This is a genomic window from Kribbella sp. CA-245084, from assembly GCF_050942355.1.
Lineage (GTDB): Bacteria > Actinomycetota > Actinomycetes > Propionibacteriales > Kribbellaceae > Kribbella.
The window spans coordinates 6,208,930-6,235,305 of the sequence record NZ_CP192053.1; the positions used below are offsets into that span (position 1 = coordinate 6,208,930).

Genomic DNA, 26,376 nt, shown 5'->3' on the forward strand with positions numbered 1-26,376 from the left:
ACCCATGAGCACAAACGAGAGCATCCAGTCCTTCACCGTCAAGATCGACCAGGCCGACCTGGACGACCTGCAGGCCCGCCTCGCGCGGACCCGGCTCCCCGAGGCCGCTCCCGGCGACGACTGGGACCTCGGCACCCCGAACCACTACCTCCGCGAGATGGTCGACCGCTGGCAGAACAAGTTCGACTGGCGCGAGCAGGAAGCGCGGATGAACGAGTTCCCGCATTACCTCACCGAGATCGACGGCCAGACCGTCCACTTCATCCACGTGCCGTCCGCGGTGGAGGGCGCGACGCCGCTGCTCCTGCTGCACACCTACCCCGGTTCGTTCGTCGACTTCCTCGACATGATCGGCCCGCTGACCGACCCCGCGGCGTACGGCGGATCGGACGCGGACGCGTTCTCGGTCGTCGTACCGTCGATGCCGGGCTTCGCCTTCAGCACGCCGCTGGTCGACCGGGGCTGGACGATGGCGCGGGTGGCGCGCACGTACGACACGCTGATGCGGCGGCTGGGCTACGAGTCGTACGGCGCGCACGGGTCCGACGGCGGTGCGATGATCTCGCGTGAGCTCGGCGTACTGAACCCGGAAGGTTTCCTCGGGCTGCACGTCCTGCAACTGTTCTCGTTCCCGTCGGGTGACCCGGCCGAGTTCGAGAAGTTCACGCCGGAGGATTACGCGGCGCTCGAGCACCTGAAGTGGTTCCAGTCGGTCGGCGGGTACAACGCGATCAACTCGACCCGTCCGCAGACCGTTGCCGTCGGCATCTCCGACTCCCCCGTCGGCCAGCTGGCCTGGAACGAACTCTTCAACAACTTCGGCAACGGCACCAGCCTGGTCAGCCGCGACCAGATCCTGACCGAGGTCTCGCTGTACTGGTTCACGAATAGCTCGGCCGCGGCCGGCCGCTACCACTACGAGGAAGCTAACTCCGGCGCCGAGCCGCAGCTCAACCACGCGCCGACCGGCGTCGCCGTCTTCGCGGACGACTTCAAGACGATCCGGCCGCTGGCGGAGCGCGACAACACCAACATCGTGCACTGGTCGAACTTCGAGAAGGGCGGCCACTTCGCCCAACTCGAGTGCCCGAACGACGTGACCGCCGACCTGCGGAAGTTCTTCGGCAGCCTGTGAAATCCCACGGACCGGCTCGCTGTCTGCGAGCCGGTCCGTTCAGCTTTTCAGCTCGATCTTGCCGACGACCTTCGGCCCGACGGTATCGAGTACGAGAATGCCGTCCTCGAAGAAGTTGCTGATGTAAATCCGCTGGCCATCCTCGCTGACGGCCAGCTCGACCGCCGCACCCAGGTCGTCGGTGAGTGACCCGACCACCTGGTGGTTGCTCAGGTCAACGATCCCGACCATGTCCTTGGCGCCGTCGGTCCCGAGGACATAGAGCTTCTTGCCGTCCGACGCTCCGGTCCGTGACCCGTTCGGCAAGTTCTGCGGCGTCGGGCGAGTCGTGTCCACATTCGTGTTGATGACCGCGTACGTCGTACTGCCGACCGCGTACAGCATTCCGTCCGGTCCTCGCGCGAGGTCCTGCGGTTCGGAGTCGAGCTTGATCGGGGTGCGCGCCGCCTGACGGGTCTTCGTGTCGATCACCGCGACACTGTCCGACCCGCCGGCGACGTACAGCCGCTGGCCCTTGTCGTCGACCGCGATGTCCGCCGGGTTCGGTCCGCTGGCGAGTGGACCGCCGACCGTCTGCATCGTCTCGGTGTCGACCTCGGTGATCGTCTGGGACTTCCTGCTGAGCGTGTAGAGACGGTGCGCAGTCGCGCTCAGCGTCAACTCGGTGGAGTCGGGCGCGACGGGGATCTGACCGACGACCTTCCATGCTGCCACGTCGATCACCGAGATCGTGCCGGAGCCGGTGTTCGACACGTACAGCTTCGCGCCGTCGGGCGAGAGGGCGAGCCGACTGGGTTCGACGCCGACTCGGAGCGCGTCGCCGACTTGCTTGCGGGTCGTCGTACTGAGCTTGACGATCCGGCCGTTGCCGATGTCGGCGGCGTACAGGAACTGGTCGTCGGGACTGACGGCGAGCCCGATCGCGGTCGGGGACTTGGCGGCCGGCGGTACGACGGCGATCGCGACACCACCGAGTACGGCGGGCGCGAGCAAGGTTGCTGCCATGAACCAGCGTCTTGTGGGGAGGTTGGCGCTGGTCGGGCGGATGACGGCGACGATGCCGAGGATCAACCAGACGGCGAGCAAGACATACGCGAGTGTGCTGTTGGGGTCGTGAAATAGGCCGATCCAGACGGCGAACCCGCCGAGCACCCAGCCGGCGAGGAACGACCTGCTGAAGTTGAGCAGAGGACCTGCGATCGCCAGCTCAGCACCGAGAATGCCGAGGACGGCTGGGCTCAGGCGCTGGGTAGTGCCCGGGTTGAGGAGGTGCGGCCCGCTGCGGTACTGGTCGACCACGATGAGGAGAACGAGGATCGCCGCGACGGCGCCGATGAGCACGAGCCGGAGCTGAGGATGAGGCTCCGCCGGTCGCCATCTGACGAAGCTGAGGACGCCCGCCGCGAGCCAGGCGACGTGGGCGGCCGCGCCGAGGTATGCGGGACCGTTGTGAAGGCCGGCTGGAATGAGATTCGTCAGCCAACTTGTCAGCAGAGCAGCACTCATCAGGCCCGGGACCAACAGACCCGCGACGAACGCGGTTCCCGCCTCGCGAAGCCTCAGCTGTACTAGCACCGCAATGCCGAGGACAACGGCGACGGCGATCGTGTACCAGGTTGGGTCCAACACCGCCGCCACGATCGCGAGCGCCGCGGCCGCTGTCGTTAGGGAGAAGACCAGCCAGTCCACCGGCGGTCGATACAGGCGGTCGCGCCACCGCCGTACGGCCGCCTTCGCCGCACCACCAAACGTCGGCCCGGCAACAGGCCGTCGTACCTTCGGCTCCGACCTGACAACCGGCTGCGGCCTGGGCGGCGGCGCATCGAGATACGCCTGCGCGGTCGCCGAGATCGCGCGACTGTCGTCGTCGGTCAACTCCTCGAGCTTGGCCCGCGCCGTCTGCCGAACATGCTCATTACTTGCCTGCAGCAACTGCCTGAGCTCCTGGAGTGCTTCCTGCCGAAGCGGTTGGAGCCCGCTCACAAGACCTGCTGTGATCCGCGCTGGCAGCGTCCATCCGACGTTGGCCGCGAGGACGGTCCGGCCCTCGACGTCCGCGAACTGCTTGGGCCGCTGGCTCGGCTGCTCGGCGACAACCGCGTCGTACACGTAGCGATACAGCTCGTCCGCGGTGATGTCGCCGTCCGCATCCAGGTCGGCCGCACCACTGCGCAGCCCTTCCACCACATGGCGCGTGAACACGGACTGCGCCGCCTCGCCGTGGATCTCGCTGCCTTCGAACGCATATTGCCTCGAGTCCGTGGCTGTCAGCACGATTCGTCCCCGACCACCGAGTTCGGCCTTGGTGTGGATCGCTGCGTCGGACTTCGCGAACCGCTCGACGGTGTACGCGCCGGCGTAGCAACAGTCCAGGATCAGGATCTTCTGCCGAGCCGAGCTGTCCTCGACGGCTTCGTCGATCATGTGCGCCGGCAGCGCGCTGAACCGCAACCGCTCGCGTTTGGTGTTCTTCATCGCCAGGTAGAGCCGGCCGTTGTCGTCCTTCAGACCGTGGCCGCTGAAGTACAGCAGGGTCAGGTCGTCACGCTCGGCCGACGCGTAGAACTCGCCGATCGCCTCGCCCACGCGACTCGTCGACTCGTTGATCAGCACCTGCACCTCGAACCCGGCGATCGCGGGATCCTCGAGTACGTCGGCCAACGCCTGCGCGTCCTGCGCCGGCGTGGTGAGTCGGCGCAAACCGGCGTCCTCGTACTCGTACGTCGCCACCAGCAACGCCCGTCGACGCCCCACGGTTCAGCTCGCTTCGTGCTTGCGGAGGAACGCCTCGATCAACCGTGCCTTCTCCTCGGTCGTCGCCGCGTCCACCACGATCGAGTCTGCCCCGATCGTCAACGTCACGCGCTGCTGCGGACTCCGCCGTACCAGCCAGTCCTTGAGAATCGTGACCAGCACCGACACCATCCCGCCGGCACCGCCCAACGCGATCGCAACCTGACCGGCGACGGCGGCATCGCCTTTGCTGCCCTCAGGCGCGGCCGTCCGTACGTCGCGGGTGTCAAAGTCACCCAACTCCCGCCGCAACTGCCGTATCCCCCGGTCGGCAAACTCCGGATCGTCGTCGACCAACCCGACCTGCACCCAAACCCCCACAGAACCCCTCCCAGGATCGCGACTCATGATCGCGGGTCAGGGCGTGGTTCCGCAACGTTCGGTAGCCATTTGCCGACGCAACGCAGAGAGCCCGCGCCGCCGCAACGCAGGGAGCCGCCGGCGCAACGCAGGGAGCCCGCCCGCCGCAACGCAGGAGGCCGCCGACGCACGCAGGGAGGCCCGGGGTGCTCGCGCACCCCGGGCTCCTTTGGGCTCTACCCTTCTGGAGGGACGTCGGGGCAGAGCTTCCTTCTCCGGGTTCGCCTCAGGCGCGGTCGTGCTGCCACCAGGTCCGGTGCAGCCTCGCGCCGTACCGCCATCGATCCGCGCCGTGAACTGTCCGGTGCGCAAGGCGTTCCCGAATCCTGCACCGGCCCACCGACCGGCGCCGCAACGACGACCTCATCGTCTTCCCCCTCGGAGTTCCCCACCCCGGCCCGCACTTCGTACCGGGCAGTCTCCTCCCGACGGGTCGCGCGTCTTCCCCCCGCGCAACACGTACGCCGCACGCCCATCAGCGCGCGCCGCACCAGCCCCCCTCCGGCCGCGTCGCCAGAATCCCACTGCCGACGCTACGCCCACGCCCGCCGCCGAACAACGCCCGGCCCAGCGTTCAAACGTGTGACTAGCTGTGCCGCTTCAAGAACGCCTCGAGCAACTCCGCCCGCTCGTCGAACGTCGGCCTCTCCATCTCAATCGAGTCGTCCCCCAACGTCACCACGATCTTCCCCGGACTCTTCCGCCGCTGGATCCAGTCCCGCAGTACGGCGACCAACGTCGGCACCGCGCCACCCGCGCCCACCAACGCGACCGCGATCGCAATAGACCCATCGTCCTGCCGCAACACATCCGATTCCTCGACAACCTCCTGCGTAGGCAGCCCCTCCCCGTCCAACTCCCTCCGCAACTGCCGAACCGCCTTCACACACCGCCCCTCATCCATCCCCGCATCCCCCACCACCCGAACCTCAACCCACCGCGGCTCACCCATCCACCACCACTCCCATCAGTTGCCCCAGGCCCCCTGTGGATAACTCCCCCGCCACCCGGCCCGCCACTCCTATCCTGCTAAGAACCTCACCGAAAGGCCCCCCATGAACCCCAACGAATCCGAGCCCATCTGCCTGATCACCCCTTCGACCGCCGCCGAACTCCTCCCCCACATGCTCACCCGCTTCCACCTCGGCTACCAAGACCCCCTCATCTTCGGCACCACCAAACCAGAAGCCGTCCTAATCCCCTACGAACTCTGGCAATCCCTCAACCCCAACTCCTGTGGATAACTCCAAACGCGACCGGCGGCCAACTCTTAGTCTGATGACGGTGCACGACCAACGGGAAGGACTACTCATGGAGCCCGACGAAACGCAGTACCTACTCCCGGACGGGAGCACCGTCTGGGTGCTGTCGACCTCGGTAGCATCGAAGAACCTCTCGAAGCTTCTCGCCATGTTCCGATCCGGCGCCGCCGAGCCCTTGATCTTCGGCGACGCCGGCCAGCCAGAGGGCGTCGTGATCCCGTTCGAGGTCTGGCGCGCCCTCGTCGAGACCGCCACCGACGAGGAAGGCTTCGACTCCAGCTACTCGATCGAACGCCACCGCCTCAAGAACCCAGGCGGCCCTTCAGTCCCGATCGAGGAAGTCGCCGCCGAGTTCGGCTGGGATCTCGACGAGCCGATCGACGACTCCGAGTTCCGCAAACCGAAATGACGCAGTACCGGCTCCTAGTCCACCGCGACGTACTGCAGGAGCTACGCACGCTGGAGCGAGCCGCCGCAACCCAACAACCAGGCGGCCTACGCGACCGCGAGCACCGAGCTCTCAGGGCCGGTCTGCGCGCCATCGCACACGGCGAAGAAGGAGCCTTCGACGGCAAACGTCTCGGATTCACCACCCACGACCTCACCGACTGCGCTGAGATCAAACTCCCAGTCATCCCCGAGTCGCGCCGAAACCACGAGCTCGGCCCCTCACACCGATTGATCTACCGCGAGTTCGAACCAGAAGACAACGGACCGCCGTACCGCGAGGTCATCTGCTTCGCCCACCGCGGAGGCAACCGCCCTTTCGACGTCGCTGCCAAGCGGTTGGACCGTGCAGTAGGTGTCCGACGCCAAACCCTCAACACCTACGGCGCATCGTCCAACATCGCCCCGATCCGCCAACCCCTCCCACCCGACCTCCGCCAAGCCCTAGCCGCCGCTGCCGACATAGCCCCAGCCCGAGACGCAGTCAAAGCCCGACCGTCCCAGCCCACGGGAACACGACACTCAACAAGGCCGAGCGCTACCGCTAGCCACCGCCGCGACATGCCGCGAAGCGATAGCGTCTAACGAGGATCCGGCGGGGAGGAACAATGGGCCGAAAGTTCGTCGTACTTCGAGAAGACGGCGCCGAGGTCGTTCTCGAGGAGGTAGTGGCACCGGACGAACAGCGCCTCCACGACCGCTTCCGGAGGTCGCCCGGCCTGCTGCCGATCGAAGACATGAACCTCGACGGCCCGCTACTGGTCGTCGGCAGGAAGTCAGCCTCGCGTCCGGTCGCATCGACCTCGTCGGCCTGACGAGAAGTGGCGACGTCCTCCTCGCCGAGTTCAAGACCGGCCCCCAGAACCCGGTATTCCGCCACGTACTCGCCCAACTTATCGACTACGGCAGCGATCTGTGGGGACAGTCCCTCGACGAGTTCGACAACACCGTCGTACGCCGCGATCTCACCAGCCAATAATGCATCGATCCCCTGATGCACGACGCACGCTCACTCGAAGATGCAAGGCGCGCGATCTGGCCGACGATGCAGGACTCGGAGATCGACCCGTTCCAGACCCGCCTGAGCGAAGTACTCACCATAGGCGACTTCCACTTCGTCGGCGTGGCCCAGCGCTTCACCCAGTCGATGGAGAACACCGGCCGCTACCTGAACCAGTCGATGAAGCAAGGCAAGTTCTACCTCGTCGAGATGATCAGGTATCGGTCTCCCGCTGGCCCCGATACCCAGACCATCAGCGCATACGGTGGCCAGATGATCGCCCGACCTGAAGGTCCGAAGACTGATCCGGCCGCGCGGACGACGAGGCCCGGTTCCTGGACACCATCGGCGATGCCGAGTACCGCAGAGCATCCGGACCTCCGCGCCTGTGCCGGACTCAACATCCCCGTCGTGGAAGAGTTCAACCGGCGCGGACGTCCGGTGGGACCTTCGCACCGAGTCACCTATCGAGAATTCGAAGGCCCGACCGAGTCGTCCCTTCCGGTCCGGCAGGTCATCGCCTTCTCACCCCGGAAGAACGGCGAGATCTTCGACGTCACCGCCAACCGACCAGGCCGCTCCAAGGCGTCGCCCTCGACGAACTCGACCATCTCCCAATAGTCCGCCCCGCAAGAGGACCCCGACAAAGACCTCGACCGCCCATCGGACCGCCACGCATGGCGCTACCCGCTGAGCCGACCCAATCCCTGAAAGCCCTAGACGGCATCGCGCCTCCCACCAGCGCCCCACCGACAACGACAAACCACCCACCTGCCGCCAAACGCCCTCCGCAGACCGAGGCCCCTCCACGAGCAGGTGAAGCAGATTCGGACCGCAGCCGGCTCTCTCATCGGCTGATGTCTGAAATGTCAGTTGCTGGTTTTAGCGCTACCCGCCGCGCGACGGATGCCAGCTCGGAAGATGTACCGCGTCGCGCGGATACGCGCGCTGATCGTCCTCAAGCAGATCCGGCTCCCCGTCGCCGTCGAATGGAGGATTGTCGTAGTCGAACTCCGCCTCGATGCCACCGCCCGGCCTCACACTGAACACCGCGTTGTACCAGGTCCCCTTGTCCTGCTCGTACATCGCGTCACGCAGATCGTCACACGCCATCTGCGCCTCGACGTCGATGCTGAGGCCCGCATCGACCGAGCCGTCCAACATCTCAACCGCGAGCTGCGTCTCCATAGTCGCCGCCACCGCCGACACCGTCAGAACAGCCTTCGCCCACCCCGCAGGCGCCACCTTCACCATGGCCGACCCAATGGTCTCGATACTCGCTTGATCAGGAATCGACATGTGTGGTTCCTCTACTAGGTCGCGGCGCGTTTCGAATGGTCTGCTGTGTAACTACGCCGTCGATCGAGGATTTGACGGCAATCAAGTCGGGACGATTCTTGTCAGTGCGGTACACAAGGTCAATCTGGACCTCCACCTTCGATCCGGCCTCCAGCGCCACCCGCCAAGCGTTCTCGGCCTTCTTGTATGCGCTGAGGTTGACGCTGTTGCCGGCCATCGGGGTCAGGTTCATCTTGCCGATCGGCCCACGGAAGATCCTGGCAAAGATGTGCCCAGCGTGGTCCCCAGGCAGCTTGTCATCGAGGTTGCGCTGCGACGTCGTATCCCGCGGATGCTTCAGATCGACAACATCCAGCACCGCCCTGGCTCGAACGACTCGGCCATCGCCATCCGTCTCATACACGAACCGTCCATCGACCTTGACTGTGCTCCGAGGCGGCGGCTGGTTGAGAAGTTCTCTGTGCTCCGGCTCTGTCGTGGACAGCTCGATGACCGTCGCGTCCGGCTTGCCAGGACCGGGACCACGCGGGATGTCGCGCTGCCCAACGCCCGCTGACGGTTCGATGCCACGTACGCCAGCGACCATCTGATCCGCCCATCCTCGCGCCTTCGGTGGCGCCGCAGCTGCCAGATGCGCGGCACGCTCGCACGCATCGGCGGCCGCGGCGAGTTGGTACGCCGCCTGTCGCGCCGCTGGATTACCGGAAGCGAAGTCAGCGAGGTACGAAGCGTTCTCCCGGCACTGTGCCGCCACCCGCTGGAGGTAGCCGATCATCGAGGGGAGCCGGTCCAGGCATTCGACCAGCCCCTGCGCAACTCGCTGCAGGTCAGACGGCATTCGGCCTAGATCTGGTTGGCATAGCTTGCGCATCCTGCCGCGGCGATCTGCAGAGCCTGGACCGCATCCCCGACCGCCTTGCTGGCGGCGTCGAGCAGCTCGCAGATATCTCGATCCGTCCTCGTGGCTGACCCTGCGATCAGCGCCTGCACCTGCGCACTACTCTGACCGAAGTTGTTCTGAAAACCACCGAGACTGCCCGCGGCTCGATTGGCGTCCACGGCCATGTGGTGCAACTGCTCTTTCAACTGTTGGACGACGGACATGAGGCTTCCTCACAGAGGTGGAACGCGGGGCCGACGCGGGCGGCAGGGAACCAGCACGCCGACCCCGCTGCTTGGCTGGGCTTCGTGACGGGCTCACCGGCAGCAATGCCGCATTACCCATGACTTCATGCTGGCCGTAACCGCGGCGGCGCGAAATTGAGTCAACCCGTGGACTCGTCCCACACCCCGGGACCGCACCGCTACGCTCTGTTGGTGAGATCCCATATCGCAGGAGGGTTGTGACTCGTCGAAAGGTGTTCGACCCAGGCAGCGTGCCCTTTTCGTTTTGGCGGAAGACTGACGTTGAGGTTGCTCTGGCTCGGCGCGACGTCGCCGAGCTGTTCCGCAGCTACCTGACCGACTTCACGGAGTGCACCCAGACTCAGTTAGCGCTCCTGACCGAACACGACCGCTCAGACGTGTCCAACTGGGTACGCGGCTCGCGCCACGGCCAGGTCTCAGATATCAATGTGCTCACGCGCATCGCCGAGGGACTACAGATGCCTGACGAGGCACGGATCCTGATGGGTCTTGCACCTGCGGACGCGCTCGTATCGTCCATCCGCGACGAACGCGAGCTGACGAAACGGCCGTCGTCAGTCGCTGAGGCAACGCGCGTACGAGTCGACGGCTCGGACTCGTCGAGCCCGCGGATCGCCATCTGCGGAAGCAGGTCACCCGGCACGAACTCACGAGTCATCGATGCTGCAGTCCGGTCGCTGGCCCGCCTCGTGATGGTACGGCGCCTGCTCGTCAACCACGGGCCGATCGGTGTGGGCATCGAGGTGATCACCCACATCGCGGACCACTACCAACCGCCGGGATTGCGTGGTGCCGTGGCCATCTTTGGACGACGGAATGTCATCTTCGACGCCAGCTACATCGTCATCATCGGTGGCGGGGCGGGAACCCAGGCAGAGGCCGACATCGCACTGTCGATGGGAAAGAGAATCCTGCCTCTCGGGGCCAGCGACGGCTCAGCAGCGGCGATCTACCGCCAAGTGCTCCGCACGCCCGAGCTATCAGACTGGATGACCGATTGCACTCGCGAGACACTCGCGACCTGCGCCAAGGCCGACGACGGTACCGATCCGACTGCCGTCGAACGGATGACGGATGATTTCGTGTACATGCTCGACGACCTCGTCGACACCGATGAAGGAGACCACGCGTGACTGAGCGCCCCTACGTACTGCTATCGGCGGCGGCCTCTATCGACGGCTACATCGACGACAACACGAGCGAGCGCCTATTGCTCTCCAATGACGAGGACTTCGACCGAGTTGACGAGGTGCGCGCAAGCGTAGACGCAATCCTCGTCGGGGCGAACACGATTCGCCGAGACGACCCTCGCTTGCTTGTCCGCTCCGATGACCGCCGCAAGCGCCGCCTCGACGCCGGCCTGACGGAGTCGCCGATCAAAGTCACCTTGAGTGCCACCGGGGATCTCGATCCGACGTCGAAGTTCTTCAGCACCGGCGATGTCGCCAAGATCGTCTACGTTCCAACATCCGCCATCTCGGAAGCGACCGACGCCGTAGGCGACGTCAGTACGGTGGTGGACGCGGGTCCGACGGTTGATCCCGGCTTCATCCTTGAGGACCTTGCCGGCCGCGGCGTCAAACGGCTCATGGTCGAGGGCGGTGGCACCATCCACACCCAGTTCCTTTCCGCCGGCCTCGCCGACGAGATCCAGCTCGTCGTCGCCCCTTTCTTCGTCGGCGACAGCACCGCTCCACGCTTCGTTGGCGACGCATCCTTCCCCCAAAGCCCCGCCAACCGCATGGCCCTGGTTGACGTCCAGCAAATCGGCGACGTCGTACTCCTCCGCTACCTGCCCAAGGCGGCTGAGCATGCCTGACCTCGACGATCGCCACTGGCTCCGGCAGGCCATCGAACTGTCTCGCTCTTGCCCACCCTCCTCCAGTGCATTCTGCGTAGGCGCCATCATCGTGAGCCCCGGAGGCGAGATCCTCGCCACTGGCTACTCCCGCGAGACTGACCCCCACGACCACGCCGAGGAAGTCGCCCTCGCCAAGCTCCCGGTCGACGACCCCCGCCTCCGCGAAGCCACCATCTACACCAGCCTCGAACCGTGCAGCAAACGAGCCTCCCGCCCCCGAACCTGCACCGAGCTCATCCTGAACGCCGGCATCCCGCGAGTGGTCCTGGCTTGGCGAGAACCCACAATCTTCGTCAACTGCGAGGGCGTCGAACTCCTGACAGCCGCCGGCGTCGAGGTCATCGAGTTCCCCGACCTCGCCAAGGAAGTCGAAGAAATCAACGCCCACGTCCTGGGATGAAACCGGCCAGATGCGCGACGAGACGTGGGCAGGCCCACGCGACACAATCGGGGCGGCCTCAAACTCGCAGGCTTCTCTCCCTTCGGTGACTGTCGCTTCGGTCTCGATCAGCAACAACTCTTCCTCGTGCGCACCCGGGTTGCGAAACGCAGCCACGACACCATGCGAAAGCTTCCACTGTCCTTCACGCAGGTTCCTCAACGTCTTGATGTCGAATCCTGCGTCTAGATAGGGAGGTGCGACATCGATCAGCGGGACATCCTCGGCGTCCTTGACCTTGAACGCCTCGTTGACGATGGCAGAGGTTTCGCGCCGTCAAGGCTGGTGGCCTTTCGTCTTTCGTTGATGAACCGTTTGAGTGCCTCGGCGAGCGCCGCATGAAAGAGCCCGGACTCGTGGTAGCGCTCCGACAACCGTTTGATGGCGGGGTGTAGATGCCGCCCTCATGAATTCGTTGTGCTCCTCGTTGTATTGATCGTGGGGCACCGGCTTGATGATCTCGCCGGAGCCGTTGAGCAGCAGGTAACCGATCTCGTCGGGGTTGAGGTCCACGTTCACGTAATGCGGATCGCGTCCGCACGTGGTGCAGACACGTGTCAGATCGATCATGTTGCACTCGAGTTCTGTTGCCGACGTTGGCTGAACGTCCGTCACGCCCACGCGACGACGGCGGCCAGGGCGACGGACACAGGTCGAGGAAGCGGCACCAAGTAGGCCGCAGGCCACCGAGGGCCGAAGAGACCACCAGGCAATGTCCAGCCGAACCGTGTCGGTGAAACCTGGAACGCCTGAGAAGCGATCGGTTAACAGGCTAACGGCAGAACGTGTCACCTGTGCAAGACACGCTCGATGTGGTCAAACGCCGGTGGCTGTCGGTGGGTTCTGGCAAGCTCCTCTTGAAGGGGTGATTGTTGGATGGAGTCGGGGATTTACGACGCGCTCGTCACGAATGGGCTGCTCGAGGCAATCGTTGCTGGTGAGGCGGGTGGGCAGATTGCTGTACTTCATGATGTCGACGAGGCTGATCAACCTGAGGTCCTCGCCCGGCATGTGAGTGACGCCGTACTGCGGGTGCTTGGTAGCACTCGTGATGAGGGGAAGCGTGTTGCGCTAGTCAACGACTTGCTACAGCGTCTGGCGGAGCACGCTGACGGGCTGCCCGACGGCGCGATACGCCAACTGCATGCCGTACGTCCAACCGCTCGCCCCGGCATCACGACGTACGGCGATGCGCGTCCAAGCACTCCGCTCTCCGACGCGGCCCTGCTCACCAACTCTCATGGTGAACCGTCATTGGGACCTGAGCTGCGCGCCGAGATCGATACGTCCGATGAGGTTGATCTCATCTGCGCGTTCGTGAAGTGGTACGGCCTCCGCCTGCTCGAGCCCGAGCTGCGTCGGCTGCGACTTCGCGATGCCCCGTTCCGCGTCATCACGACCACTTACCTTGGCGCGACCGATCGGCCCGCCCTCGACCGGCTCGTCAACGACTTCGGCGCCGAGGTGAAGATCCAGTACGACGTACTGCGCACCCGCCTGCACGCGAAGGCGTGGCTGTTTCGACGGAACACTGGCTTCGACACGGCGTACGTCGGATCGTCCAATCTCTCGCGAGCCGCTCTGCTCGATGGCGTCGAGTGGAATGTTCGGCTCTCGCGGATTGGCACGCCCGGTCTGCTGACGAAGTTCGGCGCGACGTTCGATACCTACTGGAATGACTCGACCTTCGAATCCTACGATCCGGCGCGCGACCGTGACCGCCTCGACGATGCGCTCGCAGAGGCCGGCAACCGGAAGACTTCGGACCGCGTCACGATCTCACTCGCAGGCCTCGAAGTACGTCCGCGGCCGTATCAAGCTGAGATGCTCGAGGAAATCGAGGTCGAGCGTGAAGTCCACGACAGACATCGCAATCTTGTCGTAGCAGCGACCGGTACGGGCAAAACGGTCATCGCCGCGCTCGACTACCGACGCCTGCGCGACGCCGCCCTTCAGCGTGGTGAGCCTGCGCCCTCGCTCCTGTTCGTCGCCCACCGACGAGAGATCCTCCAGCAGTCGCTCCGCACGTACCGCGAAGTGCTGGCGGATGCCAGCTTCGGCGAGGAGTACCACTCAGGCACGCGTCCCGAGCGATGGCGACACGTGTTCGCCTCAGTGCAGGCCCTACACGCGTACGACGTCATGACTATGCCGGCGGACGCGTTCGAGATCCTCGTCGTCGACGAGTTTCATCACGCAGCCGCACCTACCTATAAACACCTGCTCAATCACCTCCAGCCTCGAGAGCTACTCGGCCTGACCGCGACGCCAGAGCGCACCGACGGCTTCGACCTGCTCAGCTACTTCGGCGGCAGAACAGCAGTCGAGCTGCGACTCTGGGAAGCTCTCTCAGCCGACCTCCTCTGCCCGTTCCACTACTTCGGCATCGCCGACGGCACACAGCTGACAGATCTGCAGTGGAAGCGCGGCCGATACGACGAACAGGAGCTCGAGAAGCTGTACACCGGCAACGACAGCCGCGCAGCCATCGTCCTGCGCGAAGTCCGGGACAAGCTCTCCGACGTGCACTCGATGAGAGCGCTCGGCTTCTGTGTTTCGATCGCTCACGCCGACTACATGGCTAAGGTCTTCAACGACGCCGGCATCCCGGCACGTTCTGTCTCCGGGCTGACTCCGAGCGCTGAGCGCGATCAGGCTCTGCGGGATCTCAAGGACCGCCGCGTCAACGCGCTGTTCGCTGCCGACCTCTTCAACGAAGGGCTCGATCTTCCCGAGGTCAACACCGTCCTCTTTCTCCGTCCGACCGAAAGCCCAACTGTCTTTCTTCAGCAGCTGGGCCGCGGTCTGCGGCAGGCAGACGGCAAGCCCGTCCTCACAGCGCTCGACTTCGTCGGACACCAACGCAAGGAGTTTCGCTTCGACCTGCGCTTCCGAGCGCTCACTGGCAACACCCGCCGAGGCCTAGAGCGACAGGTCGAACAAGGCTTCCCGCTCCTACCGTCCGGCTGTGAGATTGTCCTCGACAAAGTCGCGCAGGAAGTGGTCCTTTCCAACCTCCGGGGGCAGGTGACCGGACGCTGGCAGGACATGGTGAAGGAACTCAAGGCGCAGGGCGAGCAGACCCTGCCGACCTTCCTCGACGAATCGGGCGCCGACCTGAGCGACGTACTGCGGACCGGCCGAAGCTGGACCGCTCTACGGCGTGACGCCGGACTGCCAACCCGCCAGGGATCCGCCCACGAGTCAAGCCTCCTGCGACGCGTACGCGCTCTTGCCCACGTGGACGATCCCGAGCGTCTTCAAACCTATCGACGTCTCCTCCAGGACGACGGCCCGACGTACGACGAACTGCCGCCGACCCACCGCACCTACGCCCGCATGCTGTTTTTCTCACTCTGGCCGAACGGCGGGGGCTTCTCGTCGTACGCCGACGGCCTCAACGCACTCCGTCAAGAGCAGGCCGTCCGCGACGAACTGCTCGAGGTCACTGAGTTCGCGATGGATCACGCGCGCCACCTCACGCACCGTCTCGCCAACCGACTCAGCGATCTCCCGCTCCGCGTGCATGCGCAGTATCAACGCGAGGAAATCCTCGCCGCTCTCGACTACGCCAACCTTCAGCGGCGGCCCAGCACGTTCCAATCCGGCGTCGTCTACTCACAAGAACGAAACGTCGACGCCTTCCTCGTCACCCTCACCAAGTCGGAAGCGGACTACTCCCCCACGACGATGTACCGGGACTACGCGATCAGCCCGACCCTCTTCCACTGGGAGTCCCAGAGCAACACCTCCGTCGACTCCCCCACAGGTCAGCGCTACCTCAACCACCGCGACCAAGACACAAACATCCTGATCTTCGCCCGCCAACACAAACTCACCGACCTAGGTACCGCCCCCTACCTCTTCCTAGGCCCAGCCACCTACACCACCCACACCGGCAGCCGCCCCATCGCGATCACCTGGCACCTAACTCACCCCATGCCCACGGAGGTCTTCCAGGCAGCATCGGTGGTCGCGTAGTGAGCCTGCGGATCAACCCGACGGCTATGTGAGGCTCGGCGAGCTACCACGCTCGCGCAATCGCGCCCCAATCCACTGTCGCCACCATCTCCTGACCGGCCAGCGATGACGTGCGGCTGGATCCGGCGTCAATCTGCCGATGATTCCAGGGCAGTTCGACGGCTCGTGTTCGGCTGCTGCCCAGCATCGGCGTACGAGGACGAATCCGTCAGAGTTGGCGTTCGCGAGAGTCGTTGACGCCTCCAACCCCTTCACAATCGCCGCGTGCCAGACCGCCCAGGTTCTCGCGTCGAACCATCCCAGGCGCGCGATCTCAAACTCGTCCTCACACAACCTCAGGTACCGCTGGTCGTGGAGATCGATCTGATCAGGTGCACATCGCTCGGCGTGCCGTCGTTGGTCGTCAATCTCCCAGAACCTCTGGACGTACAGGTTTGCGAGCTCATGCCTGCGAGCACGGCGTGCCTGGAAGAGTTGATACGCGGCGATCACCACACCTACTGAGGTGATCAGATCGGTCGCGGTCGCGATGCTAATGATGTCTCCTCCTCGCACTGTGTGACGTCCGATCTATCGGCACCCTGCGCGCGCCGTTACATCGACTACCAGCCAACGCACCGTCCCACACGCGAGTCGCACGCGTGGGGTGGATCCCTCAGCGGGTTAGGTCTGCGGTGAATTGGTAGGCGTCGCCTCTGTAGTGGTTGGTGCCGGAGAGGAGGGGGGTGGTTTCTTGGGTGTAGGCGATTTCGGTGGCGACGAGGATGGCGGCGGATGGGGGGAGGTTGAGGAGGGTGGCGAGGGTTTCGGTGGCGTTTTGGGCTTGGACTGTGTAGCGGGAGTAGGCGAACTCGATGTTGTGGGATGAGAAGAGTTGGTAGAGGGACGCATCGGTCAGATCGGTGTCACGTAGCCAGGGGGCGACGGCGACGGGGATGACCAGGTCTTCGACGGTGACGGGGCGGCCGTCCATGCCGCGGAGGCGGCGGATGGCTGTTACGGGGGCGGTGGGGGCCAGGTGGAGGCGGTGGGCCTCGTCGAGGGTGGCGGGGCGTTCTCGGTGGTCGAGGATTTCTGAGGTGGGGCGGAAGCCGAGTTCGTGGGCCATCTCGGTGAAGGACTGGAGCCGGCTGGGGGGTTCGCGCAGTACGAGGTCGCGGACGTACCAGCCGCGTTGGGGTGATGGGGCGATGAGGCCGTCGTCGGAGGCCGCCTGGAAGCCGGCGCGGACGGTCATCCGGCTCAGCCCGGTCTCCAGGGCGAACTGACGTTCGCTCGGCAGGCGACTGCCGCTCGGGTACTTCCCGCGGACGATCCCCTCGCGGATCCGTTTCTTGACACGCTCAACAGCGGGCTCACTCACGGCCATTACTATACCAGTTTCACCATCCCCCTCAGGCACAATTCGAAACTGGTTCACACTGGCATAACTGGTTTCAGCGTCGTAGGGTGGCGGGAAGTCACAGACGAAGGAGTCACGATGGTCAGCAGGCGGAACGTGTTGAAGTCGGGGGCCGCGCTCGGGCTGTTCACGCTGGCCGGTTGCGCACCGCAAGGCACCAAGGCGAGCAGCGCACCGACCACACCCGCCAAGTCGATTGACGTCGCCAAGGCCGGCGCGGTGACGCTGACCATGCTCGACTTCTGGGGCGGTGACGCCGCCAGCTGGGTGGCCGGCGCGGTGAAGGGGTTCCAGGCGAAGTACCCGAACGTCACGATCAAGCGCACGTCGGTCGACTGGGGTCAGCTCACGCAGACGGCCAATCTGCGGTTGAAGGAGAAGAACCCGCCGGACATCATCACGGTCAACAACGGCTGGCAGTCCCTCGGGACGTTGTCCAAGGCGGGCCTGGTGCTCAACCTGGACGGGTATTCGAAGTCGTTCGGCTGGGACAAGTTCCCGAGCACGATCCTGCGGCAGACGCAGTTCACAACCGACGGCGCGGAGATGGGCAGCGGGTCGTTGTTCGCGACGCCGGTCGCCAGCTCATCGCTGATCGGCCTCTACTACAACAAGACGGTTCTCGACAAAGCTGGTATCACGCCGCCGACCGATCTCGCGTCGTTCGAGGACGCGTGCACGAAGGCCAAGGCCGCGGGCGTCATCCCGATCGGCTACGGGTCGCAGGACAAGGGTTCGTCGACGGCGATTCTCCTTGCCCTGCAAGACCTTTTCGGCGATCAGAAGAAGATCAACGACTTCGTCTACTCAACCGGCGAGGTGAAGGCCACAGACATCGGAATGTCCGAGGCGGCCGAGCGGCTCAAGTCGTACCAGGACAAGAACTGGCTCACGCCGAATCATGCCGGCATCCAGTACGCCGACGCGATCGACGCGTTCCTCAAAGGCAAATCCGCGTTCCGCTTCGAATACACCGGAACCCTTGCTTTCAAGGGAAATCAGAAGCAGGAGTACGGCTACGTCCAACTCCCGCAGGCGACCGGCGGGAAGGTCGTCGGTACGGGCGCCTCGACGGCCGTCGCGCTCGGATCAAAGTGTGCGCACCCGGATGTCGCCGCCGCCTTCCTCGACTTCCTCGCCGGCCCGCAAACCGCGCAGTACGTCGTCGAGGCCGGACTTCTCCCCTTGCTGAACGACGTCAAGGCGCCGCCGGACAACCCGGAATTCGGTACCGAGATCGCTGGTCAGCGGTCGCTCGACAAGGACAACGGATACGTCCCGTACTTCGACTGGTCGACGCCTTCGATGCTCGACACGCTCGGCGGCCAGGTGCAATTGCTGCTCGCCGGCCGGAGCACACCGGATGATCTGGTCAAGGCGGTGCAGGCCGACTACGACAAGTTCCAGGCCGCACGATGAGTGTTCTGGCGATCGGTCGCACGAAAGCGAGAACCCGAACCGTCTCGCGGCAAACCCGCAAACGGCGCTGGATCGGTCTGCTCTTCCTCTCCCCCGCACTCCTGCTGTACGGCGTGATCGTGCTCGTGCCGCTCCTCCAAACGGTCAACTACTCGTTCTACAAATGGGACGGTGTCAGCGAACCGACGTGGGTCGGACTGCGCAACTACCTGGAATTCGGCAGAGATCCACGGATGTACGCCGCCTTCGGCCACGTCCTCGTGCTGATCCTGATGTTCGGCCTGATCCCCCTCGGGCTCGGACTGATCAGCGCGGCGCTGTTGAGCAGAGCGAAGATCCGAGGTGAAGGCATTTATCGCTGGTTCCTCTTTCTCCCGCAGGTGTTGACGAGCGTCGTCGTCGCGATCATCTGGAAGCGCATCTACGCACCGGACGGCCCATTGAACAGCCTCTTGCGCGGCGTCGGCCTCGGCCACCTGACACGCAACTGGCTCGGTGATTTCACCTGGGCGCTGCCGTCGCTCGGCATGATCGGTGTCTGGGGCGGTTTCGGGTTCACCATGGTGCTGTTCCTGGCCGGCATTCTCGCGATTCCGGATGAGCTGTACGAGGCCGCGCGGTTGGATGGTTCGACGCGATGGCAGGAGTTCTGGCTCATCACGCTGCCCAGCCTGCGCGGGCAAATGGCCATCGCCCTCACCTTGACGATCACCGGTGCGCTCAGGACCTTCGACATGGTCTACATCACCACGCAGGGAGGTCCCGGAACGGCCACGACTACACCCGCGCTTCTCCTTTACCAGTTGGCATTCGTCAATCCTGATGTCGGTAGGGCATCCGCAACTGGCGTCGTACTGGCCGTTCTGTGTCTCGCGATCGCGGTCGCCATCACGAGGATCATGGAGAACAAAGACCGATGATCTCCAGATTCGAACGCGTCTCGAATTACGTCATCGTCATCGCACTGACGGTCGGAGTGCTGTTCCCGGTCGCGTGGTTCGTCCTGACCTCGCTGAGCCCCAACACGTCGGGAGCGCTGGACTTCTCGAACATTGCCTGGAGCAACTTCACGGCTGCCTGGCATGACGGGAACCTCGCCCACTCGATGTATGCGTCGCTGGTCATCACGGTGTCAGCGGTGATCGGTCAGACCATCCTCGCGATTCTTTCCGGGTACGCGTTCGGCGTCCTCGGAGTGGTCGGCGAACGCTTCCTCTTCCCGGTCATCCTGCTCGGAATGATGGTTTCGACCGAAGTGATCGTCATCCCGCTGTACTACGAGTTCCAGCGCATCGGGCTGACCAACTCGTGGCTCGGACTCGTCATCATTCAACTCGGAATGGGCGTGCCGTTCGGGACCTACTGGATGCGGGCGACCTTCCGGGCACTCCCCCGCTCGGTGATGGATTCCGCCGCTGTCGATGGTGCGGGAGTGTGGAACATGCTGTGGCGCATTCTCGTCCCGATGGCGCGTCCCGCAGTACTCACGCTGGTTCTGCTTTCGTTCATGTGGACCTGGAACGACTTCTTCCTTTCCCTTATTTTCTTGGGAGATCCGGACAAGCAGACCGCGACCGTTGCCCTGGGCGCCTTCCAGGGACGCCATGTACTGCAGGTCAATCTGATGGCGGCCGGCTCGCTGATCGTGTCGCTGCCGGTCGTGGCTCTGTACCTGTTCTTCCAGCGCGAGTTCATCAGCGGCGTCATGGCCGGCGCGGTCAAGGAGTGACGTGACGACGCCAATCACCGTGGTACCCGACGCCTCCCAACTCGGCGAGGCCGTAGCGCAACGGATTCTGGATCAACTGACCACAGGCAGGGCCATCATCGGCTTTCCCGCCGGTCGCAGTGCAACTCCAGTGGCAGCTGCATTGAAGCAATCCGGGGCCCGTCTGGACGGCCTTCAGATCGTGATGATGGACGAATACGTCACCAGGCACGGAAGCAGTTGGCGACTACTGGACCCGCACACACCCCACAGCTGCATCGGCTGGGCCCAACGGAACCTGCTCGGCCCCCTAGGCCTTGGTCCGACCAGTCTCCTCACCCCGGATCCCAACGAGCCCGAAGCCTTCAAACAGGAGATCCTCGACCGCGGCGGCATCGACCTGTTCCTCCTGGCCAGCGGTCAAGGAGACGGACACGTCGCCCTCAACGGACCGGGTACGCCGCGGCACGCGCCCACGCGGGTCGTCGAGCTGCCCGAGTCGACCCGCCGCGACAACATGTCCACCTTCCCCCATCTGCAGTCCCCCGCCGACGTTCCGACGTACGGCGTCACTATCGGTACTGCGGAACTCGTCGAGCTCTCGCACTCCGCGGTGATGCTGCTCTGGGGTCAGAACAAGGCGCACGCCTTCGATCGCATCATTCAAGCCGACAGCTACGACCCGTTGTGGCCGGCAACCATCGTGCACGACTGCCGCAACGCCCTCATCTACGCGGATGAAGAAGCCGCACAAAAGTCAGAACGAGAAGGAGTCTCCTAGACATGGCTCGAATCAAGATGGCCTACATCGGCGGCGGATCCTCCCGGGCCGCCGGCACCATGGCGTCGTTCTTGTGGCACGGGCCGGAGTTCGCGGGCTCGGAAGTGGTGCTGATCGACAAGGATCCGGAGCGGCTCGAGATCGTCCGCCGGATCGCCGAGAAGCTCGCGGCACAGGGCGGCAACGACATCACGGTCACCGCGACGACGGACCAGCGTACTGGTCTGACCGACGTCGACGCCGTACTGACGAGCTTCCGTCCCGGCAACTTCGACGCGCGGGCACTCGACGAACGCATTCCGATCAAGCACGGTGTGATCGGGCAGGAGACGCAGGGGCCTGGCGGATTCTTCATGGCGCTGCGCTCAATCAACGACATGCGCGGCATCACCGACGACCTGCAGGCGGTCGCTCCGAACGCGGTGATCTTCAACTACACCAACCCGGTCAACATCGTCTCGCAGGCGGTCGCGAGCTACACCTCGGTCCCGATCTACTCGATGTGCGAGGGGCCGCTCGTGTTCCCGCCCGTCGTACTGCGGGCGGCCGGGCTCGACCCCGAACGGGCCAAGGTCACGATGGCCGGCGTGAACCACAACTGCTGGAGCTACGAGCATCTGTACGACGGCAAGGACGTCATGCCCCTGCTCGAGGCGGCGTGGGAAGAACGCAAGGACGACCCGACGCTCGACGACAACTCGAAGCGTGCGCTGCATCTGGCCGTGGTCATGCAGTCGATCCCGTCGGACTACTTCAATTACTACTACTTCCGGAACGAGGTGTTCCGGGCGCAGCAGGCCGCGCCGCGGACCCGTTCGGAAGTGATCATGAACGAGGTTCCTGGGTACTGGGAGCACTACCGCGAGCAGGCCGAGTCCAGCCACCCCGAGCTCGATCCGGCCCGGTCACGCGGCGGCATCCACGAACTGGAGTTGGCCATCGACGTGATGAGTGCCTACTACAACGACACCGGCGCGCGGCTGCCCGTCAACCTTCCGAACGCCGACGGCGCGCTGCCCGGTTTCGACCCTGAAACCGTCGTCGAGGTGTACTGCAACGTGAACCGCAAGGGTTGCCACATCGAGCCGCAGCAGCCTCTGCCCCTTGCGGTGCGGGGTATCACGCGCCAGCTCGCCGATTACCAGATGCTCGCGGCGAAGGCTGCCTGGGAGGGCAATCGGGCCGACGCGATCCGTGCGCTCGTCGCGAATCCGCTGGTGCCCGATCTGGCGATCGCCGAACCGCTGTACGACGAGATGGCCGCCGCGCACTCGGCGTACCTGCCGGAGAGACTTCTGCGGTGAAGGACGTCTTCCTCGCTGTCGATGCCGGAAACACCAAGACCTGGGCTGGTCTGACCAGTGCCGATGGTGACCTGATCGCCCTTGCTCGTGGCGGTGTCGGCGACATTTACGCGCCGGCGGGGCCTGAGGCGGCGAGATCGGTCGTGCTCAGCCTTGTCGACGAGGTGCTGGCGTCGGCGGGCCTGCACCAGTCCGACGTGAAGCATGCGGCGTTCCGGTTGGCGGGAGTGGACTGGCCGGTCGACGAGCAGTTCTGGAGCGCGACGCTGGAGCCGCGCTTCGGCAGTCTCAGCATCAAGAACGACGGGTTCGCGCTCATTCGGTGCGGCCGGCTGGACGGGCAGGGCATCTCCGTCGTGCTCGGCACCGGTGCGGCGCTCGCGGGCCGCGGTCCGGAGAAGGAGTGGGCGCTGTCGTGGTGGCTGCAGCACCCGCTCGGCGCGGCCGGGCTGGTGAGCGAGGCGTTGCGGGCGGTGTACCTCGCTGAGCTCGGGATGGGCGAGGCGACGAAGCTTTCCGCCGTACTGCCGCCGTTGTTCGGGGCGTCCACGCCGGACGAGATGCTCGAGCTCACCACTGCGCGTGGCAACCAGTTCAACTTCGCGGCACAGGCAGCGCATGCTCCGGCGGTCCTGGCGCTCATCGACGACGACCCGGTTGTGGCCGGGTTGGTCGATACGCAGGCTGAACGGCTGGCGCAGTACGTCGGCAGTCTCGCGCGGACGTGTGGACTGGGTGGACCGGGTGGACTGGTCAGACCAGTGACCGTAGTTGTCGGAGGCGGATTGGTACCGGAACCGGAGGCGCCGATGTTCGCCGCGCTCCGTCGTACCTGCGACTCCCGAGAGGTCGAGCTTCGGCACGCCCAGGCGCCAGCGCTCGTGGGAGCCCTGCTCGATGCGATCGCCGAGGGTGGCGCGACGCCGACCGAAACGGTGCGCGCCAGACTGACTCAGAAGCTCAGCTGATCGGACTGTCCTGATTATTTTGTTGGAAGAGTTGAGCCGGGCGAGCAAGGGTGGTGGATATGGATTTCACTCATCTTGGGCGTACTGGGTTGTCGGTTAGTCGGATCGTGCTGGGGACGATGAACTTCGGTCCCCACACCGAGGTGGGGGACGCGCACGCGATCATGGACGCGGCGCATGACAAGGGCATCAATTTCTTCGACACCGCGAACGGGTACGGGCGGGCCATCTACCCGGGGCGGACCGAGGAGATCATCGGCGAGTGGTTCGCCAAGGACCCGTCGAACCGGCACAAGACCGTGCTGGCGACCAAGGTGTACGGCGACATGGGCGACGGCTGGCCGAACGAGGGCAAGCTGTCCGCGCTCAACATCCGGCGCGCGCTGGACGCGTCGCTGAAGCGGCTGCAGACGGACTACATCGACCTGTACCAGTTCCACCACGTCGACCGCGCGACGCCGTGGGACGAGATCTGGCAGGCGATCGAGGTCGCCATCCAGCAGGGCAAGATCCTGTACGCCGGGTCGAGCAACTTCGCCGGCTGGCACATCGCGCAGGCGCAGGAGGCTGCGGCGCGCCGCAACTACATCGGCCTGGTCAGCGAGCAGTCGATCTACAACCTCCTCGTCCGCGACGTCGAGCGCGAGGTCCTGCCGGCCGCGCAGCACTACGGCCTCGGCGTGATCCCGTGGTCGCCGCTGCAGGGCGGTCTGCTCGGCGGCGTCGTACGCAAGGAGAACGAGGGCGTACGCCGGCTCGAGGGTCGGGCCAAGGAGACGCTGGAGCGTCTGCGCCCGCAGATCGAGCAGTACGAGGCCCTCGCGGACGAGCTGGGCCACGAGCCCGGTGAGCTCGCCCTCGCCTGGCTCCTCCACCAGCCCGCCGTCACCGGCCCGATCGTCGGCCCGCGCACGATGGAACAGCTCAACTCCGCCGTACGCGCAGTAGACGTCAAACTCGACGACAAGGCCCTCGCCCGCCTCGACGAAATCTTCCCCGGCTACAAGACCTCCCCCGAGGACTACGCCTGGTAAGACCGCTCCAAACAGCCGGCCGCTTTCACAAAGGCGGCCGGCTGTTCTATGCGTGGACCGCGGTTGTCGGGAGCATGCCGATGAGGGCGTCGGCGGCTAGGGAGGCGGCGGGGCCGGTGGGGACGGCTACTGAGACTTGCCAGTCGGAGGCGGTGCCGGGGGCCAGGGGGACGGTGACGTGGTCGCCGCGTTTGGCGGCGATGCGTTCGGGGACGAGGGCGACGCCGAGGTCGTAGGCGACGAGTGCCAGGAGGGTGTGTACGTCGTTGACCTCGATCGTCACCGGATGAGCGACCCCGGCAGTGGTGAACGCCCGGTCCGAGATCGCGCGGGCGCCCCAGGTGGGGTCGAAGTCGACGAACGACTCGCCGATCAGGTCGTCCAGCGTGACCCGAGACGCCTTCGCGAGGCGGTGGTCGGGCGCGCAGACGAGCACCATCGACTCGCGGGACAGCGGTCGCAGGTCGAGCCCGTCGACCGGGTCGCCGGCGGTGGCGACGAACGCGACGTCGAGCCGGCCGGAGGCGAGTTCGTCGAGCATCGGTGTGGAGCCGGCCTGGCGGACCTCGATCTCGACGGACGGGTACGCCGACCGGAACTTCGCGAGCAGCGCCGGTACGTCGACCACCCCGAGGCACTGCTCCAGCCCTACGGTCAGGTGCCCGCGTAGCAATCCCTGGACCGCGGCGACCGCGTCCTTGGCGGCTTCGGCGGCGGCGAGGGTACGGCGGCCCTCGCACAGCAGCGCGCGCCCCGCCTCGGTGAGCTCCACGCTCCGGGTGTTCCGGACGAACAGCGACGCCCGGAGCTCACGCTCGAGCGCGCGGATCGAGGCGGACAGCCCCGACTGCGAGATCGACATCGCCTCGGCGGCCCGCGTGAAGTGTTTCTGCTCAGCCACCGCCACGAAGTGTTCCAAGTGCCTCAGCTCCATGACTAAGAACTGTAGTCGATCGAAAGAAATCGATTCACCTGTCCCACCTCTCAGGCGTCCGCGCGCTGGATGCCGTCCGGGGATCGGTAGGGTGGGCGGCATGGCGGATGAGGAGTTTCGGGTTGAGGTTGTGCTCAGTGATGAGGGGCACGGGTTGACGTTCTGGGATCGGTTGCGGGCGTTGGATCTGGACGACGACGCGCGGAAGCGGCTCGGGAGTCAGGTGACGGTGACCCGGGACGGGAACCGGATGCTGATGTACACGCATACGCTCGAGGACGCCCAGGAGGCTGAGCGGACCGCCAAGGATCTGGTCGCCCACGACCGCCTCGAGGCGACGTACACGGTGACGCGGTGGAATCCGGCCGAGCAGGACTGGGCCGACCCGAGCGTTCCGGTCGGCCCGCACGACGCGGCCAGCGACGAGGCGAAGAACGCCGGCATGGAGGTACCGGACCCGCGGTACGTCGTGGTCCAGGCGTACAAGCCGGAGTTCCTGCGGGATCTCGGTCTCTAGCACCTACCCAGCCGCGTAGCCGGAGCGTTCGCAGAACGCGCCGGCTGCCAACTGGTGCGCGAGTGCCTCGGACGACGGCAACGCGACCCGCTGCGGGCGATGCCGGACGGCTCGCCGGCGTACAGCAGCGGGCCGGCAACAGGCGTGCCCAGCACTCGCCGCCGACGTGCCCGATGGCCTCGGACTCCGCGAGCGCAGGCTCGCTGATTCGAGGCGGTTGAGGAACCTGGTCGTACTTCGGACCGAGGAGGGCCTCGGCCCGGGCGTGAGCTCCTGGCCCGGGAAGAGCGAGAGCAGCCGGAAGCCGCGTTGTACAGCGGGATCGAGCAGGTCGTACGACGTTTGGAACGCCGAGCTGACCGCGGAGACCGCGCTCTGGCTGGCCAGCGGTCTGGTCGTGCTCGACTTCGTCGACCTGTCGTCGTCGATGGCGAGCGCGCCCGTACGACGCATGCGTGAGACGAGCGCCGCGACCAAACCGCGTGAGGCAACGGCGTCGGCGATCCGCAGTGCGAGCGGAAGGCCGACGCACAGGTCCACCAGTTCACCGACGTCGTTGGTTGCCTGAAGCATCTAGTGGATGAGC

Annotated in this window: 26 protein-coding genes; 16 read left to right on the forward strand and 10 right to left on the reverse strand. The window is 65.2% G+C overall.

The genetic code is table 11. From position 1 onward, the window contains the following. Positions 1-4: 4 nt before the first annotated feature. Positions 5-1,135, forward strand: coding sequence for an epoxide hydrolase family protein (locus ACQPYH_RS29485; RefSeq protein WP_432877796.1), 1,131 nt, complete (start codon positions 5-7; stop codon positions 1,133-1,135). Between the two features lie 39 nt (positions 1,136-1,174). On the opposite strand, the gene ACQPYH_RS29490 is transcribed toward ACQPYH_RS29485, so the two are convergent. The 3 genes from ACQPYH_RS29490 to ACQPYH_RS29500 all read right to left on the reverse strand — a co-directional run bounded on the left by ACQPYH_RS29490 (position 1,175) and on the right by ACQPYH_RS29500 (position 5,192). Then, a complete protein-coding gene (locus tag ACQPYH_RS29490) occupies positions 1,175-3,889 on the reverse strand; it encodes a caspase, EACC1-associated type (RefSeq protein WP_432877799.1) in 2,715 nt (904 codons plus the stop codon). 3 nt (positions 3,890-3,892) lie between these two features. Then, positions 3,893-4,249 (reverse strand): effector-associated constant component EACC1, encoded by a 357-nt coding sequence (locus tag ACQPYH_RS29495; protein WP_432877801.1) that lies wholly within the window; start codon positions 4,247-4,249, stop codon positions 3,893-3,895. 625 nt (positions 4,250-4,874) lie between these two features. Continuing rightward, positions 4,875-5,192 (reverse strand): effector-associated constant component EACC1, encoded by a 318-nt coding sequence (locus ACQPYH_RS29500; RefSeq protein ID WP_432877804.1) that lies wholly within the window; start codon positions 5,190-5,192, stop codon positions 4,875-4,877. A gap of 407 nt (positions 5,193-5,599) precedes the next feature. On the opposite strand from ACQPYH_RS29500, the gene ACQPYH_RS29505 reads away from it, so the two are divergent. The 3 genes from ACQPYH_RS29505 to ACQPYH_RS29515 all read left to right on the forward strand — a co-directional run bounded on the left by ACQPYH_RS29505 (position 5,600) and on the right by ACQPYH_RS29515 (position 7,618). Beyond that, complete coding sequence (locus ACQPYH_RS29505) at positions 5,600-5,959, forward strand: hypothetical protein (RefSeq protein ID WP_432877806.1); 360 nt, start codon at positions 5,600-5,602, stop codon at positions 5,957-5,959. A 646-nt stretch (positions 5,960-6,605) separates the two neighbouring features. Beyond that, positions 6,606-6,812: a hypothetical protein gene (locus ACQPYH_RS29510; protein WP_432877809.1), complete on the forward strand. Its 207-nt coding sequence runs from the start codon at positions 6,606-6,608 to the stop codon at positions 6,810-6,812. Between the two features lie 179 nt (positions 6,813-6,991). Continuing rightward, on the forward strand, positions 6,992-7,618 hold the full coding sequence (locus ACQPYH_RS29515; RefSeq protein ID WP_432877811.1) for a hypothetical protein: 627 nt from the start codon (positions 6,992-6,994) through the stop codon (positions 7,616-7,618). Positions 7,619-7,885: 267 nt separating this feature from the next. Here ACQPYH_RS29515 and ACQPYH_RS29520 read toward each other — a convergent pair whose 3' ends face one another. The 3 genes from ACQPYH_RS29520 to ACQPYH_RS29530 are packed head-to-tail and all read right to left on the reverse strand — an operon-like array spanning position 7,886 to position 9,400. After that, positions 7,886-8,296: a hypothetical protein gene (locus tag ACQPYH_RS29520; protein WP_432877814.1), complete on the reverse strand. Its 411-nt coding sequence runs from the start codon at positions 8,294-8,296 to the stop codon at positions 7,886-7,888. Then, on the reverse strand, positions 8,283-9,134 hold the full coding sequence (locus ACQPYH_RS29525) for a DNA/RNA non-specific endonuclease (protein WP_432877817.1): 852 nt from the start codon (positions 9,132-9,134) through the stop codon (positions 8,283-8,285). The genes ACQPYH_RS29520 and ACQPYH_RS29525 overlap by 14 nt, the downstream gene beginning before the upstream one ends. A gap of 5 nt (positions 9,135-9,139) precedes the next feature. Next, positions 9,140-9,400: a hypothetical protein gene (locus ACQPYH_RS29530; protein WP_432877820.1), complete on the reverse strand. Its 261-nt coding sequence runs from the start codon at positions 9,398-9,400 to the stop codon at positions 9,140-9,142. Positions 9,401-9,639: 239 nt separating this feature from the next. On the opposite strand from ACQPYH_RS29530, the gene ACQPYH_RS29535 reads away from it, so the two are divergent. The 3 genes from ACQPYH_RS29535 to ACQPYH_RS29545 are packed head-to-tail and all read left to right on the forward strand — an operon-like array spanning position 9,640 to position 11,703. Further along, positions 9,640-10,575, forward strand: coding sequence for a hypothetical protein (locus ACQPYH_RS29535; protein ID WP_432877822.1), 936 nt, complete (start codon positions 9,640-9,642; stop codon positions 10,573-10,575). After that, positions 10,572-11,261, forward strand: coding sequence for a RibD family protein (locus tag ACQPYH_RS29540; RefSeq protein ID WP_432877825.1), 690 nt, complete (start codon positions 10,572-10,574; stop codon positions 11,259-11,261). Before ACQPYH_RS29535 ends, ACQPYH_RS29540 begins: the two co-directional genes overlap by 4 nt. Beyond that, positions 11,254-11,703 (forward strand): deaminase, encoded by a 450-nt coding sequence (locus ACQPYH_RS29545; RefSeq protein ID WP_432877828.1) that lies wholly within the window; start codon positions 11,254-11,256, stop codon positions 11,701-11,703. The genes ACQPYH_RS29540 and ACQPYH_RS29545 overlap by 8 nt, the downstream gene beginning before the upstream one ends. A gap of 315 nt (positions 11,704-12,018) precedes the next feature. On the opposite strand, the gene ACQPYH_RS29550 is transcribed toward ACQPYH_RS29545, so the two are convergent. Then, on the reverse strand, positions 12,019-12,312 hold the full coding sequence (locus tag ACQPYH_RS29550) for a hypothetical protein (protein WP_432877830.1): 294 nt from the start codon (positions 12,310-12,312) through the stop codon (positions 12,019-12,021). Between the two features lie 306 nt (positions 12,313-12,618). Here ACQPYH_RS29550 and ACQPYH_RS29555 point away from each other — a divergent pair, with 306 nt between their 5' ends. After that, a complete protein-coding gene (locus ACQPYH_RS29555) occupies positions 12,619-15,723 on the forward strand; it encodes a DUF3427 domain-containing protein (RefSeq protein ID WP_432877833.1) in 3,105 nt (1,034 codons plus the stop codon). 655 nt (positions 15,724-16,378) lie between these two features. Here ACQPYH_RS29555 and ACQPYH_RS29560 read toward each other — a convergent pair. Beyond that, a complete protein-coding gene (locus ACQPYH_RS29560; protein WP_432877836.1) occupies positions 16,379-17,086 on the reverse strand; it encodes a GntR family transcriptional regulator in 708 nt (235 codons plus the stop codon). Positions 17,087-17,203: 117 nt separating this feature from the next. On the opposite strand from ACQPYH_RS29560, the gene ACQPYH_RS29565 reads away from it, so the two are divergent. The 7 genes from ACQPYH_RS29565 to ACQPYH_RS29595 are packed head-to-tail and all read left to right on the forward strand — an operon-like array spanning position 17,204 to position 24,339. Next, positions 17,204-18,544, forward strand: coding sequence for an ABC transporter substrate-binding protein (locus tag ACQPYH_RS29565; protein WP_432877839.1), 1,341 nt, complete (start codon positions 17,204-17,206; stop codon positions 18,542-18,544). Beyond that, positions 18,541-19,464: a carbohydrate ABC transporter permease gene (locus ACQPYH_RS29570; RefSeq protein WP_432877841.1), complete on the forward strand. Its 924-nt coding sequence runs from the start codon at positions 18,541-18,543 to the stop codon at positions 19,462-19,464. The genes ACQPYH_RS29565 and ACQPYH_RS29570 overlap by 4 nt, the downstream gene beginning before the upstream one ends. Continuing rightward, complete coding sequence (locus ACQPYH_RS29575) at positions 19,461-20,273, forward strand: carbohydrate ABC transporter permease (RefSeq protein ID WP_432877844.1); 813 nt, start codon at positions 19,461-19,463, stop codon at positions 20,271-20,273. The genes ACQPYH_RS29570 and ACQPYH_RS29575 overlap by 4 nt, the downstream gene beginning before the upstream one ends. A gap of 1 nt (position 20,274) precedes the next feature. Then, on the forward strand, positions 20,275-21,033 hold the full coding sequence (locus ACQPYH_RS29580) for a 6-phosphogluconolactonase (RefSeq protein ID WP_432877847.1): 759 nt from the start codon (positions 20,275-20,277) through the stop codon (positions 21,031-21,033). Positions 21,034-21,035: 2 nt separating this feature from the next. Beyond that, positions 21,036-22,337, forward strand: a complete 1,302-nt coding sequence (locus ACQPYH_RS29585) for a glycoside hydrolase (RefSeq protein WP_432877850.1) — start codon at positions 21,036-21,038, stop codon at positions 22,335-22,337. Continuing rightward, positions 22,334-23,305 carry a hypothetical protein gene (locus ACQPYH_RS29590; protein ID WP_432877852.1) on the forward strand — a complete coding sequence of 324 codons (972 nt, stop codon included), beginning with the start codon at positions 22,334-22,336 and terminating at the stop codon, positions 23,303-23,305. Before ACQPYH_RS29585 ends, ACQPYH_RS29590 begins: the two co-directional genes overlap by 4 nt. A gap of 59 nt (positions 23,306-23,364) precedes the next feature. Next, positions 23,365-24,339, forward strand: coding sequence for an aldo/keto reductase (locus ACQPYH_RS29595; protein WP_432877854.1), 975 nt, complete (start codon positions 23,365-23,367; stop codon positions 24,337-24,339). A 46-nt stretch (positions 24,340-24,385) separates the two neighbouring features. On the opposite strand, the gene ACQPYH_RS29600 is transcribed toward ACQPYH_RS29595, so the two are convergent. Then, positions 24,386-25,273, reverse strand: coding sequence for a LysR family transcriptional regulator (locus ACQPYH_RS29600; protein WP_130439096.1), 888 nt, complete (start codon positions 25,271-25,273; stop codon positions 24,386-24,388). A gap of 100 nt (positions 25,274-25,373) precedes the next feature. On the opposite strand from ACQPYH_RS29600, the gene ACQPYH_RS29605 reads away from it, so the two are divergent. Then, entirely contained in the window at positions 25,374-25,790 is a 417-nt protein-coding gene (locus tag ACQPYH_RS29605) for a hypothetical protein (RefSeq protein ID WP_432877857.1), read from the forward strand. Positions 25,791-25,793: 3 nt separating this feature from the next. On the opposite strand, the gene ACQPYH_RS29610 is transcribed toward ACQPYH_RS29605, so the two are convergent. Next, positions 25,794-26,363, reverse strand: a complete 570-nt coding sequence (locus tag ACQPYH_RS29610; protein ID WP_432877860.1) for a hypothetical protein — start codon at positions 26,361-26,363, stop codon at positions 25,794-25,796. Positions 26,364-26,376: the final 13 nt, after the last annotated feature.

Coding starts and splice junctions, on each gene's coding strand:
- ACQPYH_RS29545 (WP_432877828.1), top strand. CDS start 11,254: ATGCCTGACCTCGACGATCGCCACTGGCTCCGGCAGGCCATCGAACTG.
- ACQPYH_RS29515 (WP_432877811.1), top strand. CDS start 6,992: ATGCACGACGCACGCTCACTCGAAGATGCAAGGCGCGCGATCTGGCCG.
- ACQPYH_RS29510 (WP_432877809.1), top strand. CDS start 6,606: ATGGGCCGAAAGTTCGTCGTACTTCGAGAAGACGGCGCCGAGGTCGTT.
- ACQPYH_RS29520 (WP_432877814.1), bottom strand. CDS start 8,296: ATGTCGATTCCTGATCAAGCGAGTATCGAGACCATTGGGTCGGCCATG.
- ACQPYH_RS29555 (WP_432877833.1), top strand. CDS start 12,619: ATGGAGTCGGGGATTTACGACGCGCTCGTCACGAATGGGCTGCTCGAG.
- ACQPYH_RS29575 (WP_432877844.1), top strand. CDS start 19,461: ATGATCTCCAGATTCGAACGCGTCTCGAATTACGTCATCGTCATCGCA.
- ACQPYH_RS29595 (WP_432877854.1), top strand. CDS start 23,365: ATGGATTTCACTCATCTTGGGCGTACTGGGTTGTCGGTTAGTCGGATC.
- ACQPYH_RS29485 (WP_432877796.1), top strand. CDS start 5: ATGAGCACAAACGAGAGCATCCAGTCCTTCACCGTCAAGATCGACCAG.
- ACQPYH_RS29530 (WP_432877820.1), bottom strand. CDS start 9,400: ATGTCCGTCGTCCAACAGTTGAAAGAGCAGTTGCACCACATGGCCGTG.
- ACQPYH_RS29500 (WP_432877804.1), bottom strand. CDS start 5,192: ATGGATGAGGGGCGGTGTGTGAAGGCGGTTCGGCAGTTGCGGAGGGAG.
- ACQPYH_RS29525 (WP_432877817.1), bottom strand. CDS start 9,134: ATGCCGTCTGACCTGCAGCGAGTTGCGCAGGGGCTGGTCGAATGCCTG.
- ACQPYH_RS29600 (WP_130439096.1), bottom strand. CDS start 25,273: ATGGAGCTGAGGCACTTGGAACACTTCGTGGCGGTGGCTGAGCAGAAA.
- ACQPYH_RS29605 (WP_432877857.1), top strand. CDS start 25,374: ATGGCGGATGAGGAGTTTCGGGTTGAGGTTGTGCTCAGTGATGAGGGG.
- ACQPYH_RS29565 (WP_432877839.1), top strand. CDS start 17,204: ATGGTCAGCAGGCGGAACGTGTTGAAGTCGGGGGCCGCGCTCGGGCTG.
- ACQPYH_RS29570 (WP_432877841.1), top strand. CDS start 18,541: ATGAGTGTTCTGGCGATCGGTCGCACGAAAGCGAGAACCCGAACCGTC.
- ACQPYH_RS29610 (WP_432877860.1), bottom strand. CDS start 26,363: ATGCTTCAGGCAACCAACGACGTCGGTGAACTGGTGGACCTGTGCGTC.
- ACQPYH_RS29550 (WP_432877830.1), bottom strand. CDS start 12,312: ATGATCGATCTGACACGTGTCTGCACCACGTGCGGACGCGATCCGCAT.
- ACQPYH_RS29505 (WP_432877806.1), top strand. CDS start 5,600: ATGGAGCCCGACGAAACGCAGTACCTACTCCCGGACGGGAGCACCGTC.
- ACQPYH_RS29585 (WP_432877850.1), top strand. CDS start 21,036: ATGGCTCGAATCAAGATGGCCTACATCGGCGGCGGATCCTCCCGGGCC.